The following is a 12,439-nucleotide window of genomic DNA, read 5'->3' as shown; positions in this document are numbered from 1 at the left end:
CTGAACATCCGCTTCGGCTTCATCAAGCCGCCGGCGGGTGTGGACGTGTGCATGGTCGCGCCGAAGGGTCCGGGTCACCTGGTGCGCCGGCAGTACGAGGAGGGTCGTGGTGTGCCGTGCATCGTGGCGGTCGAGCAGGATGCGACGGGTAAGGGCTTCTCGCTGGCGCTGTCGTATGCCAAGGGTATCGGTGGTACGCGGGCGGGTGTGATCAAGACGACGTTCACCGAGGAGACCGAGACCGACCTGTTCGGTGAGCAGGCGGTGTTGTGCGGTGGTACGTCGGCGCTGGTGAAGGCGGGCTTCGAGACGCTGGTGGAGGCCGGTTACCAGCCGGAGATCGCGTACTTCGAGTGTCTGCACGAGCTGAAGCTGATCGTGGACCTGATGTACGAGGGTGGTCTGGAGAAGATGCGCTGGTCGGTCTCGGAGACCGCCGAGTGGGGTGACTACGTCTCCGGTCCGCGGATCATCAACGACAACACCAAGGCCGAGATGAAGAAGATCCTCGGTGAGATCCAGGACGGGACCTTCGCCAACAACTGGATCGCGGAGTACAACGCGGGTCTGCCGAAGTACAACGAGTACAAGAAGGCCGACGAGAACCACCTGCTGGAGACCACCGGCAAGAAGCTGCGCAAGCTCATGAGCTGGGTGGACGCGGAAGCGTAACGCTCCGACGCACGCCCGCCCTGAGCGGACAGCTGCCCGGAGTCGGGCCTACGGGCCCAGAAGGCCGCCCGGCCTCGCGTGCTGCCGGGCGGCCGACCAACAGAACGGAAGCACAACGATGTACGAAGTCTCGTCGGAACTCGCCGCCGTCCACGCGGCCATGGGCGCCCGCGCACGTCTGCGGCAGTGGGCCTACGGCGGCCAGGTGGTCGACCTGTTGCGCTCGGCCGCGGCGGCGAAGTGGCTGGACGCGCTGACGGTGCCCACCACCCTCGAGGAACTGGCAAGCACCAGCGGGGTCTCCACCGAGCGCGCCCACCGGGTCATCGAGGTGTTCCTGGCCGCCGGGGTCGCCCGTACGTGGGACGACTCCTCGTCCGTCTTCGTCCTCACCGAGGAGTTCGCCGCGCTGCACGGGAGTCCCTCCGGGGTGCGGCTGGACGACGCGATCGACGAGATCGCCGCGGCGCGCGAGCGGGTCCGCTCGGCCGTCTGGCCTGCCGCACGGCACGACTGGGAGCGCGATGCGCTGGTCGTCGCCCGTCACTGGGGCATGGCGCCCACCGCCGCCTCGCGCGCCATCTTCGCGATGGCCTTCGGTTCGGTGCCGGAGTACCGCGACCGGCTGTCCGCGGGCGGCCCGCTGCTGGATGTCGGCAGCGGTGTCGGCGGAGCGCTGCTGGCCGGCCTGACCCTGTACCCCGAGCTGCGCGCGGTCGGTGTCGAGCGGGCGGGCGACGTCGTCGACGAGCTGCGGGAGCGGGCCGAGGCGGCCGGCGTGACCTCCCGCCTGGAGATACGGCAGATCGACGCTCAGGGGATCGTTGACGAGGCGGTGTACGAAGTCGCCTACTGGGCGCAGGCGTTCTTCCCCCGTGACGCCCGCGCGGCCACCCTGGCCGCGGTGCGGCGCGCGCTGGTTCCGGGGGGTCTGCTCCTGGTGCAGGAACTCCTGCCACCGGTGCAGGAAACTCCCGACACACGTCTGTCCGCGGCCCTCGACGCGCTCGTCGCCGAGTCCCGCGGTGTTCCCCCCGTCCGCACCGCGGAGGAACTGGCGACGGAGCTGCGGAACGCCGACTTCGACGACGTGCAGGTGACGGTCACCCCCGTCGGCCGCCTGGTCGTGGGCCGACGGGGCGACTGACGAGGGGCCTTTGTCATGCACGACCTCGGTGCCGCCGCGAATGTGCTGTCGGCGGCCGCCAGCTCCGGGACGTGCCTGCCGTGGCCGGCCCGGCCCGGCCACGGCGACCACCTCGGTCCCGCCAAGCGAGCGAAGTTCGCGGCGATCCGACCGTCCGGGCTGTCACTCGCCGGTCGACATGACCGCCCCGCACGCGCTCACGGCGTTTCGGTCGGGTGGCACACGGAGTCCGTCGCTGTCCTGAGCGCCTGGCGGTGGAGCGTGTCCAGTCGCTCCAGCGCTGCCCCTGTCACGTCGGCCAGCGTGAGCTGCACCGTGCACGCGACGGGCTGGGCGCGCAGGTGCGCCGTGTTCTTGAGTTCCGCGAGCAGCGATGTGGTCAGCCGGTCGAGCCGGGTGCGGATCTGACCGAGGTCGGGGCGCGTTGTGGGGGCTTCTTCGGGGTGAGCCGTCCAGCGGGCGAACAGTCCGCGCTGCACCTCCTTGCTCGCGGTGATCTGGTCCTGGAAGAACGCCACTGCCGCATCGGAGTTCACTCCGGTCGCGTCGGCCTGCTGCCGGACCTGCTCCAGCACCTGTGCCTCGCGTACCGGGTCGTCGATGGGCGAGTCGGTGCCGAACTTGGACGCTGCGACGTCGTCGCTCACGAGGATGCGGTCGATGACGAGGCTCGTCAGGGGGCCGAGCCTGCCGGAAGGTTCGGCTGCGGTGCCGCCCGCGGGCCCGGCGTTCGTACGCGTACCTGTAGCCACGGCCTGAGGGGCGGCCAACACGGCGGCGGCCAGCAGCAGGCCGACGGTGGCCGCGCCGTAAGTCGTCCGATTGCGCAGGATCACTTCTCTGCCTTGTTCTCGCTGTGCGCAGCGGTAGGAGTAAGGAGTGGGTCTCCGAGAGAACGAACGTTCCCTCTTGTATACCCTCGCAATTCTGCCGCGCAGTGTCAAGACCGAACGTTCTCCGCCCACTTGCCGAGTGCCGCGCCCCGCGTACGCGCCAGGCCCGGCGGCACTCGGGGTGCCGCCGGGCCTGGCCGGGGCCGTCCGGTGGGACGGCAGGTGTCAACTGCGGGAAAGGATCAGGACGTACCCGCCGCGGCGCCGGCCGCGATGAGCTTGCGGTTGATGTCCCGCACCGGCCCGGGATCGACCTTGAGGACCGCGCGGTCGTAGGTGATCAACCCGTTCAACTCGCCCTCGACGTCGCTGAGCTGCGTGAACACCGAACCGGACAGGTTGCCGGCGGCAGCGGGCAGCAACTGGCTGGTGTTGTCGACGTAGTCCTGCGTCAACTCCGCGATGGTCGAGGCGTCACCCCCGTAGTTCTGGCCGCCGGAGACGCCCAGGATGTGGCCGGGGATGTACAGCGAGTACCCGCCGTGCTCGCCGTCCACGGCGGCCCGGGTCGCGTCCGGGGACGGGAACGCGGGGCCGTGGTACACGTGGTAGTCGATCAGGTCGCCCTTGCCCGAGTCGCCCTGCGAGGCGCAGCAGTTGACGCCGGACGCCGGGTCGACCAGCCGGCTCGGGTCCTGCTGCTTGATCGAGTCGGCCAGCGCGCCGGTGGCCTCCTTGGACTGCTCGCCCCAGCCCTCGTTGATCATGGTCCACACGATGACGGACGGGTCGTTGAGGTGCTGGTCCACGATCGTGTGGGCCTGGTCGTTGAACGCCTGGTCGCTGGCCTCGCTCGCGCCGGGCCCGACGTTGCGGCTCGGCATGTCCTGCCAGACCATCAGGCCGAGCTTGTCGGCCCAGTAGTACCAACGCGCGGGCTCGACCTTGATGTGCTTGCGCACCGTGTTGAAGCCGAGTTCCTTGTCGAGCTGCAGATCGGACTTGAGGGCCGCGTCGGTCGGCGCGGTGTAGATGCCGTCCGGCCAGAAACCCTGGTCCAGGTTGGCCAGCAGGTAGGTCGGCTTGCCGTTCAGCTCGACCTTGTTCACGCCGCCGACCTGGGCGACGGACACCGACCGCATGCCGAAGTACGAGCCCACCGCGTCGTCCGAAACGCCGTCGGTGAGGGAGACCTTGAGGTTGTACAGGTACGGGTGGTCGGGGCTCCACAGCTCCGGGTGCGGCACGTGCAGCGTCAGCTTCTTGCCCACGGTGCCGACGACCGTGCCCACCGGCTTCTTGCCCGCGTACGCGGTGGCCTTCACCAGGGACCAGGCCGGGGTGGAGGCGGACGGGCGCACGGTGACGGACAGCGTGTCGTCGGACAGGTTCGGCGTCATGGCCAGCGAGTCGATGCTCGCCTTGGCCACCGGCTCCATCCAGACGGTCTGCCAGATGCCCGAGGACGGGGTGTACCAGATGCCGCTGGGGTCGCTGGACTGCTTGCCGGTCGGCGTGTTGGGGTCGATGGTGTCCTTGACCTTCAACGTGAGGGTCTGCGGCCCGCGGCCGGCCAGCGCGTCGGTGACGTCGGCGGTGAACGCCTCGTAGCCGCCGACGTGGTGGGCGACCTGCTTGCCGTTGACGTAGACCCACGCCTCGTAGTCCACCGCGCCGAAGTTGAGGTTCAGCCGGTTGCCCGAACCGACCTTCCAGTTCTGCGGGACGGTGAACGTGCGCTGGTACAGCGACCAGTCGTGGTGCTCGGCGACGCCGGACAGCGGTGCCTCCATCGGGTACGGCACGAGGATCGACCCGCTCAGCTTGCCCGTCGGCAGCGCGCCGTCCTCGGTGGTGCCCTGGAACTGCCAGGTCCCGTTGAGGTTCTGCCACTTGTCACGGGTCATCTGCGGCCGGGGGTAGTCCGGCAGCGCGTTCGTCGGGCTGACGTCCTTGGCCCACTTGGTGGCGAAGTACCAGGTGGAGTTGTTGGTGGCCAGGCCGGAGAACAGCGGGACGGGGCCCGCGGCCGTGGTCAGGCCGCCCTGCCCGTCGTAGCTGATCCGCACCTTCGACTTCAGCGCGGCGGGGATGTCGGACTGCCCTGCGGTCAGCAGCAGTTGGGACGCGTCGTCCGGGTTGATCGCGATGTCGGGCGTCCACCGGCTGGTGCCGGCGATGACCGCCAGGTGCTTGCCGAGGTCGGACGGCAACGAGCTCACCGGGCCAGGCAGTTGCACGGTCGCGCTCTTGCCCGAGGAGGTGACCGCGGCGTCCACGGTGGGCGGGGTGAAGCCCTCCGGCAGGTGCAGCGCGGAGTCGGGGATGGCCTCCCGGCTGATCCCCGGGCCCGACCACTCGGTGGTGATGTACGCGCCGCCGTTGCCCTGGTTGTAGTCGAACGCCAGGGTGTGCGGGCCGGCGGTGAGCGTGATCGGCTCGGACTGCGTCTGGACGTCCCAGTCGGTCGTCCAGTGGTCGATCACGCTCGACCCGTCCAGCGACATGCGGAAGCCGTTGTCGCCCTTGATGTAGAACGTGTACGTGCCGCCGGCCGGGACGTCCAGCTGGCCGGTCCAGTGCGCGGCGACGTTCAGGGTGGAGCCCGCTTCGTCGCGCAGGGTGGGCAGCAGGTCGGGGACGTTGAGGGAGTTCTCGACGCCGGTGCTGCTGTACTGCGCGAAGTCCAGTGACGTGGCGTCGGAGCTGAGGTAGTAGTCCGCGCGCAGCCCCTGCGGGGTGTCGGCGGCGGGCGCGGCGGCCCCGGCGGCGGACGCCGGGGCGGCGGCGCCGGCGGTGGTCGGGACGAGCAGTGCCGCGCCCAGCAGCAGCGGCACCAGGGCGGCGAGTCGGCGTCGGTTCGGTGGGCGGAATCTGCCTGATCTCACTGCGGATACACCTCTCCGTGGGAGAACTCGGCGTCCAGGGAACGGCGGAGGAATAGGTGCCACCGCCATCTTTCCAACGTTGGAAAAGTGGACGGTAGGAATGAAAGCAGGGCGGTGGAGCGACGTCTACCCCCTGGGCAATGGCTTCGTAAAGTCGTTTTAGTGCCGTTTCGCTTGCATTGGTCTGCCGCTCGACGGAGCGGCGCCCGAAATCGAATTCGGCGTGGTTGTCGCCCTTGCCGAATGCGGCGGAGCTCTCTCCTTCGGTGCGCGGAAGATCGACGCGGGCGACCTTCCGCATGCGCGGTCCCCGCCCGTTGGCCGTGAAACCACCGAGCTACCGGCCGGGTCGGCCGCACCTGGAGCGCTCCCGACACGCGCCCCCTACTGAGCGGCTGTCCGGGCAGTCCGGCAGCGGAGATCGGTACCCCGCTCCGGCCGCGCCGGGTGCGGCGCGCTACCGGGCGGAGCGGAAAAATGCAGAGGTGCGGCGGGCGTCGGACAATGAGACGAAGTGCCGAAGGCGACGTCCATGACCGGGGTGGCGGGGATGGCGCATCCGATCCATGGAGCCACAGGCCCGGTCGTGCGGTGGTGGCGGTGCCTGCAGCGGACGCATTCCGCACACTGGGAGGTGCCGAGGTGGCCGAGAGCGGCTCGTTCAGCTTCGACCGGCGCGGCCGGATCACGAGCGTCGGTGGCGCCGCGGAACGCCTGATCGGCGACGCCGTCGGACAGCCGGCCGCGGACGCGATCAGGCTCCTGCTCGACGCGAGCGGGACCGATGGTGCGCCGATCGTCCAGTTCGACGCCTGGCGGAAGGGCGGGGAGACCGAGATCTCGGTGATCGGTACGGCGGCCACCGAGGGCGCCTCCCGGGCGCAAAGTGCTTACGTCGCCTCGACGTTCGACAGGGCCGTGGCAGGGATCGAGCTGTACGACCGCGAGTTGAGGGTGCTGCGCGCCAACCCGTCCGCACTCGCCATACGAGACGCCGGGCCCGCCGAGGTTCTCGACCACGCCGCGGACGCGCTCGATCGGACGCTCCCGCTGAGTTCGCTGCTCGGCGAGGTGATGGATCCCGACCGGGCCGGCGGGGCACACCCGGTCATCGAGCGGGACATCCGGAAGGGACCGCACGTCTACTCCGTCCTGGCGCTGCCGCTGCTGGACGGCGACAGGGTGATCGGGGCGGCGGCGATCATCCACGACGTCACCGAGAGCGAACGCGCCCGAAAGGCCGGGCAGTTGCTCGCGGCGACCCACGAGAGGGTGGGACGGACGCTCGGGGTCATGCGAACGGCCCAGGAACTGGCCGCGGTTGCCGTCGAGGACTTCGCCGACATCGCGACCGTGGATCTGGTGGACGCGGTCTTCCAGGGTGACGAGCCGCCGTTTCCCCCGGTACGCAACACAACGATGCTGCGCAGGGCCGCCGTTGAGGCGGTGACGGAGTTCAGCAGCCTCTACGAGGTGGGCGAGCCGAGCCATTTCGTGTTCCCCACTCCGTACACCCAGGCCCTCAGCGACCTGGAACCGCGCCTGGTCGACCCCCAGGCCGGCCCGACGGACTGGCACCTGCACGACTCCGCGCGGTCGGAGATCCTGCGCCGGGCCGGCGTGCACTCGATGATCCTGGCCCCGATCGTGGAGCACGGCCGGGCCCTGGGACTGCTCTGCCTCTACCGGAACCGGCGGAACACCACCCGGTTCGACCGGCGGGACCTGGCCCTTGCCGAACAGGTCGCCGCCCGCGGGGCCATCAACATCGAGAACGCGCGCAGGTACGTCCGCGAGCGCACCACGGCGACGACGCTGCAACGGCAGTTGCTGCCGCAGCGGATCCCCCAGGTGCCCGCGGTGCGCACCGCCCACTTCTGGAAGCCCGGCGGCAACAAGACCCACTGGTACGACGTGATCGCCCTGTCCGGTGCCCGGGTGGGCCTGGTCCTGGGGCGGATTCCGCAGCACGGGCTGCGCGCGTCGGCGGACATGGGCCGTTTCCGGACCGCTTTCACCACGCTCGCCAGGATGGACCTCCCGCCGGACGAGCTGCTGGCGCACCTCGACGACATCACGCAGGAGATGCAGCAGGACGACCCGCAGGCCGCCGCCGCGGACCCCGAGACGGACGGCACCCGCTGCCTCTACGCCATCTACGACTCCATCACCGGGCAGTGCGCGATCGCCTCCGCCGGCTGGCCCGCGCCTCTGGTGACCGCCCCCGACGGCGCCACCCACCCCCTGGACATGCCCGTGGGCCCCGCGCTCGGCCGGCACTCCAACTACGAGGCCGTGCGCACCACCCTGGAACCGCGGGCACTCCTGACCTGCTACTCCGGCTCCATGCTCCATGCCGCCCGCGGTGACGACGCCTTCGCCCAACTGCGCCGCGCCGCCGCCCAGTCGGCGGGGGACGCGCAAGCGGCCTGCGACAACATCGTCTACGCGCTGATGGGCGACCCCGCCCGCCGGCGCGGCGGCGGGGCCGTCCTGACCGCCGTCGTCAGCCGGCTGGGCGACGGCAGCCACGTGTCCTGGACCGCGCCTCGCGACCGGGCCGCGGTCGCCGACTGCCGGGCGCGGGCCCGCGCGCAGCTGGACGACTGGGGTCTGGACGACCTGGCGTTCGCCACGGAGGTCGTGGTCAGCGAACTGGTGACGAACGTGCTCACCCATGCCCGGGGCGACCCGCGGATCCGCATGATCCGGGACGACCGGCTCACCATCGAGGTCTCCGACAACTCCAGCACCTCACCCCACCTGCGGCACGCCCGTGCCCAGGACGAGAACGGCAGAGGACTGCTCATCGCCACCACCCTGGGCAGCCGTTGGGGCACCCGCTACGGCGAGGACGGCAAGACCATCTGGATCGAGCAGGACCTCACCCCGCCGGAGGCGCGCTGACCGGGGGCGCGCGGGACAAGGGGGGATACGGGTCGGGTCAGGCGTTCTCCCTCGGCGCGTGCGGGTCGCGCGCGAGGTGCGGGGTGAACGCGATGTGCGGGGCGAGCGCGTGCAGGAAGTCGGCGGCGTCGAACATCTCGCCGGCGGAGGCGACGCCGACGGTCCTGGTGCGGCCGGTCAGGACCCGCTCCAGGGCCTCGGCGACGAGGGGCGCGGTGACGGCGTAGATGTCCTGGCCGCCGGCCGAGGCGCGGCGCTCGGCTCCGCCGGAGCGGACGAGGACGTCGACGAGGAAGGTCTGGTGCGAACGCCCGCTCTCGTCGGCGGCGACCGGGGCGGGAGTGTCGGGAGCGGCGACATCCTGGGCCGCCTCGGCGGTCATGTAGGTGGTCACGTCCGGGATGGGCAGATGCCGGGAAACGGTGACGACGTCCGCCATCGTGAACTCCCCGATCACCGGCCGGGGCCCCAGCGGTTCCGGAAAGGTCCACTCCAGGGCGGGCGCGGCGTCCGTGCGGCGCTCCCACTTCCCGCCCTTGTAACGCAGGCGGTGGCCGCCGCGTCGCTCGCGGGAGACCGCGCCCGAGAGCCGGGTGCCGGCGGTGGGATGCCAGTTGCTGAGCGCGTAGGCGATGTGTGCCTCGTCGGCTGCGGTCCAGTCGTCCATCGCCGCGGTGGTCAGCAGGTCGCCGAGCCCGCCGAAGAAAGCCATGGCGGGGACGATCACCGCCCCCTCGTCCCGGGCCCGTTCGTGGTAGCGGGCGAAGGTGTCGAGGTTGGCCTCCAGTTCGGCGGCGACGTCCAGGTAGGGGATCCTCGCGCGGAGCGCGGCCTCGATCACGGGGCCGGTGGTCGACGCGAAGGGTCCGGCGCAGTTGACGACCGCCGCCGTTCCCGCCAGGGCGCGGTCCAGTGAGGCCGGGTCGTCGACCGACGCCACCCGCGCGGCCAAGTCGTGCTCCCGGGCCAGTTTCTCCAGGGCCCGCGCGTCGCGTCCGGACGGCACCGGGACGAACCCTCGTGCGGCCAGCTCCGCGACCACGAAGCGCCCGGTGTGACCGTAGGCACCGAACACCGCCACCAGATGATTCGATCCCATGACATCGATCCCTTGCACTCGGAGGTCCGCTGCGATGGCGATCCGCTGCGGTCGGCCCCCATCCTCTTGCGCCGGCACCTTCTCCGACGAGTGTCGGAAACGACAGGACGCGTACAGTTCCGGACATGCCCGCTGTCGCACTGGCCGTCACCGACGGCATGCTCCACTACGAACTGTCGGTGGCCGTCGAGGTCTTCGGCGCCGACCTGACCCACACCGTCGACCCCTGGTACGACTTCTCCTTCTGCGGGAGCGGTCCGGTGACCATCGGCAGCTTCCGCCTGGAACCCGACCACGGACTCGACCACCTCGCGCGCGCGGACACGGTGATCGTCCCCGGCTGGGCCGACACCGACCGCGACCCGCCCGGCGAACTGGTCGATGCGGTGCGTGCGGCGCACGCGGCCGGCGCCCGCGTGGCCTCGCTGTGCACGGGCGCCTTCGTCCTGGGCGCGGCAGGACTCCTCGACGGCAGGCGCGCCACCACGCACTGGGCCCACACCCGGGAACTGGCGCGGCGCCACCCGGCGGCCGCCGTCGACCCGGACGTCCTCTACGTCGACAACGGCGACGTCCTCACCTCCGCGGGCAAGGCCGCCGCGATGGACCTGTGCCTGCACCTGGTCCGTCTCGACCACGGCGCGGCGATCGCGAACAAGGTCGCCCGACGCCTGGTCGTCCCGCCCCACCGCGAGGGCGGCCAGGCCCAGTTCATCGCCACTCCCGTCCCCGCCCCGGGCAACCACCCGCTCGGCGCGCTCTTCCCCTGGGTGCTGGAGCGGCTGGACCAGCCGCTCACCGTGGAGGACCTGGCCCGCCACGCCCGCATGAGCTCACGCCACCTCGGCCGCCACTTCAGGCACCTCACCGGCACCACACCACTGCGGTGGCTGCACACCCAGCGCATCCGCCGCGCCCAGGAGTTGCTGGAGACCACCGACGCGACCGTGGACACCATCGCGGCTGCCACCGGCATGGGCACCGCCACCACCCTGCGCCGCCACTTCCACCGCACCGTGGGCGTTCCCCCCGACACCTACCGCCGCACATTCCGCTCCTGAATCCGACAGAGGGGGTGGAGATGAGGACCGCTCCCGGAGGCCATCCGGAGTTTCCGCGGGAGATCGTGGAGTTGCCGGGTGAGGGGATTTCCGTGCGGTGGGCCCGCACCGATGGAATTGAGGGTCCGGTGCTACGGCATTCCGATTCCGCGGTGGCCCGATCCCGCAGGAATCGAAGCGGCGACCCACGGTCCGACCAGCGCCGATGGTGGCGAGAAACGCTGTCGGAAAGCCGGTACGCTCCCGATTTCCGGCCCACCCCTTTGTACGATGTCACGGGTGCAGACGCCTTCGGACGACGACATCCGCGTTCTTCTCACCGCCCGTTCCCGGATCTCACCGGATATCCCACCGGAGGTCGAGGCATCCGACACGCGGCAGGCCCTGACGGCTCATCCGGAGCAGACGCACTCGCGGAACGTCCGGATCACCGTCGCGCCGGAGCCGAGCGGGGATCGGCTTCCCCCGCGCAACCTGGGTTTCGCCCGCCCGCGACGCTGAGACGCGGGAGGCTGCGATGCGAGGCTCACCCGAGCCACAACGGGATGCCGTGGCACACGGACAGATCACCGGAGCCCTCGTCCTGCTCACCGGACTCCTCCTGCGCAACAGCGGGGAGGGCGCCGAGGAGGTCGAGCAGAGCGCCAAGGCCGCAGCGAGGGGCCTCGGCGCGCAGGCCGAACTGGTCGTGGTGCCCGACGGCGCCACCGTCACGGTGGCCTCGCACGGTCGAGTGACCACCCGCGCGGTACGGGAGTTCCCCGAGGTCTTCCGGATGGACCAGGTGGTCGCCCTCAAGCCACTGCTGGCCGCGATCACGGCCGGCCACCTCGATGCGCTCGAAGCCGACCGGAAGCTGGCCGCGATCGAAGCGTCCCGGCCGCCGTACCCCTGGTGGCTGAAGCTGATCGGGGTGGTGCTGTTCGCGGTGGGGTTCGCGCCGCTGATGCAGCCGACCTGGTACGAGGTGTGGACCACCGCCGTTCTCGGCACCGTCACCGCGGCCCTGGCGGTCGGGGTGGAGCGGGTGCCCCGGCTGACCGCCGTACTGCCGCTGGTCGCCGCGACCACCGTCTCGCTGGTCACCCTCGAGGCGTTCGCCCGGACCCCCGCCCACGGCGGTCCGGTCCTGCTGATGCTCCCCGCGCTGTTCTACTTCGTTCCCGGCGACTACCTCAGCGCCGCCACCGCCGAACTGGCGGCCGGCTTCATCACCACCGGCGCGATCCGCCTGGTCTACGCCGTCTTCCTGCTCGTCCAGCTCTACTTCGGCGTGCTCCTCGGCCTGGTGATCACCGGGCGCGACCGGCACGCGCTGTTCGACGTCGCCGCCCGGAGCGACCTGCCTCGCTGGGCCCTGTTCCTCGCCTGGATCGTCTTCACCGCCGGCACCGTCCTCGCTTTCGCGATCCCCGCCCGCCTGACCGTTCCCCTGCTCCTGCTCGTCTACTTCACGGTCGGCGTTCAGTCCGGCTTCACGGAACTCGTGGGCGAGGTCGGCGGCACGTTCGCCGCCGCCACGGCGCTCGGTGCGCTCGCCACCCGGCTTGCGGCCCGCCCGGGCGGGCCACCACGGATCGTGCTGCTGCTGCCGGGCTTCTTCACCCTCACCGTCGGTTCCCTCGGCATGCGCGGCCTGACCGACCTGGCCGGCGGCCACCCCGTCCAGGGCTTCCACGACCTGACCAAGATGATCACCATCGTCACAGCCATCGCCGTCGGTCTCGTGCTGGGCGAAGTCGTCGCCGCGCCGCGCCGCCGCGGGCCGTGAGCGCCCGGACCGATCCGAAGACGCCAAGGGACCTGCCAGGACGAGGACATCCGGTTCTCCA

Annotated in this window: 8 protein-coding genes; 5 read left to right on the top strand and 3 right to left on the bottom strand. The window is 70.9% G+C overall.

From position 1 onward, the window contains the following. Positions 1–672 (top strand): ketol-acid reductoisomerase (gene ilvC, locus C4U44_RS27350; protein ID WP_103888687.1); only part of this gene is annotated, 672 nt, incomplete at its 5' end. A 118-nt stretch (positions 673–790) separates the two neighbouring features. Continuing rightward, on the top strand, positions 791–1,819 hold the full coding sequence (locus tag C4U44_RS27345) for an SAM-dependent methyltransferase (protein WP_103888686.1): 1,029 nt from the start codon (positions 791–793) through the stop codon (positions 1,817–1,819). A 197-nt stretch (positions 1,820–2,016) separates the two neighbouring features. Here the strand turns inward: C4U44_RS27345 and C4U44_RS27340 are convergent, their stop codons facing one another. Both C4U44_RS27340 and C4U44_RS27335 read right to left on the bottom strand, forming a co-directional pair. Next, the gene (locus C4U44_RS27340; RefSeq protein WP_103888685.1) at positions 2,017–2,655 is read right to left on the bottom strand and encodes a chorismate mutase; all 639 of its coding nucleotides are present in this window, start codon (positions 2,653–2,655) and stop codon (positions 2,017–2,019) included. Between the two features lie 239 nt (positions 2,656–2,894). Then, entirely contained in the window at positions 2,895–5,540 is a 2,646-nt protein-coding gene (locus tag C4U44_RS27335) for a PA14 domain-containing protein (RefSeq protein ID WP_103888684.1), read from the bottom strand. A 642-nt stretch (positions 5,541–6,182) separates the two neighbouring features. On the opposite strand from C4U44_RS27335, the gene C4U44_RS27330 reads away from it, so the two are divergent. After that, positions 6,183–8,447 (top strand): ATP-binding SpoIIE family protein phosphatase, encoded by a 2,265-nt coding sequence (locus C4U44_RS27330; protein ID WP_160145112.1) that lies wholly within the window; start codon positions 6,183–6,185, stop codon positions 8,445–8,447. Positions 8,448–8,484: 37 nt separating this feature from the next. Here C4U44_RS27330 and C4U44_RS27325 read toward each other — a convergent pair whose 3' ends face one another. Further along, complete coding sequence (locus C4U44_RS27325) at positions 8,485–9,546, bottom strand: saccharopine dehydrogenase family protein (protein ID WP_200823422.1); 1,062 nt, start codon at positions 9,544–9,546, stop codon at positions 8,485–8,487. A 125-nt stretch (positions 9,547–9,671) separates the two neighbouring features. Between C4U44_RS27325 and C4U44_RS27320 the strand changes: the two genes are divergently transcribed. Together C4U44_RS27320 and C4U44_RS27315 are read left to right on the top strand one after the other, a co-directional pair. Beyond that, positions 9,672–10,607 (top strand): helix-turn-helix domain-containing protein, encoded by a 936-nt coding sequence (locus tag C4U44_RS27320; RefSeq protein WP_103888682.1) that lies wholly within the window; start codon positions 9,672–9,674, stop codon positions 10,605–10,607. A 550-nt stretch (positions 10,608–11,157) separates the two neighbouring features. Beyond that, a complete protein-coding gene (locus C4U44_RS27315) occupies positions 11,158–12,378 on the top strand; it encodes a threonine/serine exporter family protein (protein ID WP_235032378.1) in 1,221 nt (406 codons plus the stop codon). The last annotated feature ends 61 nt before the right edge of the window (positions 12,379–12,439 follow it).

The organism is Actinacidiphila yanglinensis, assembly GCF_900107965.1.
GTDB classification, from domain to species: Bacteria; Actinomycetota; Actinomycetes; order Streptomycetales; family Streptomycetaceae; genus Actinacidiphila; species Actinacidiphila yanglinensis.
The sequence above is the reverse complement of the archived record's forward strand: the minus strand, read 5'-3'. Positions and strand labels throughout refer to the sequence as shown.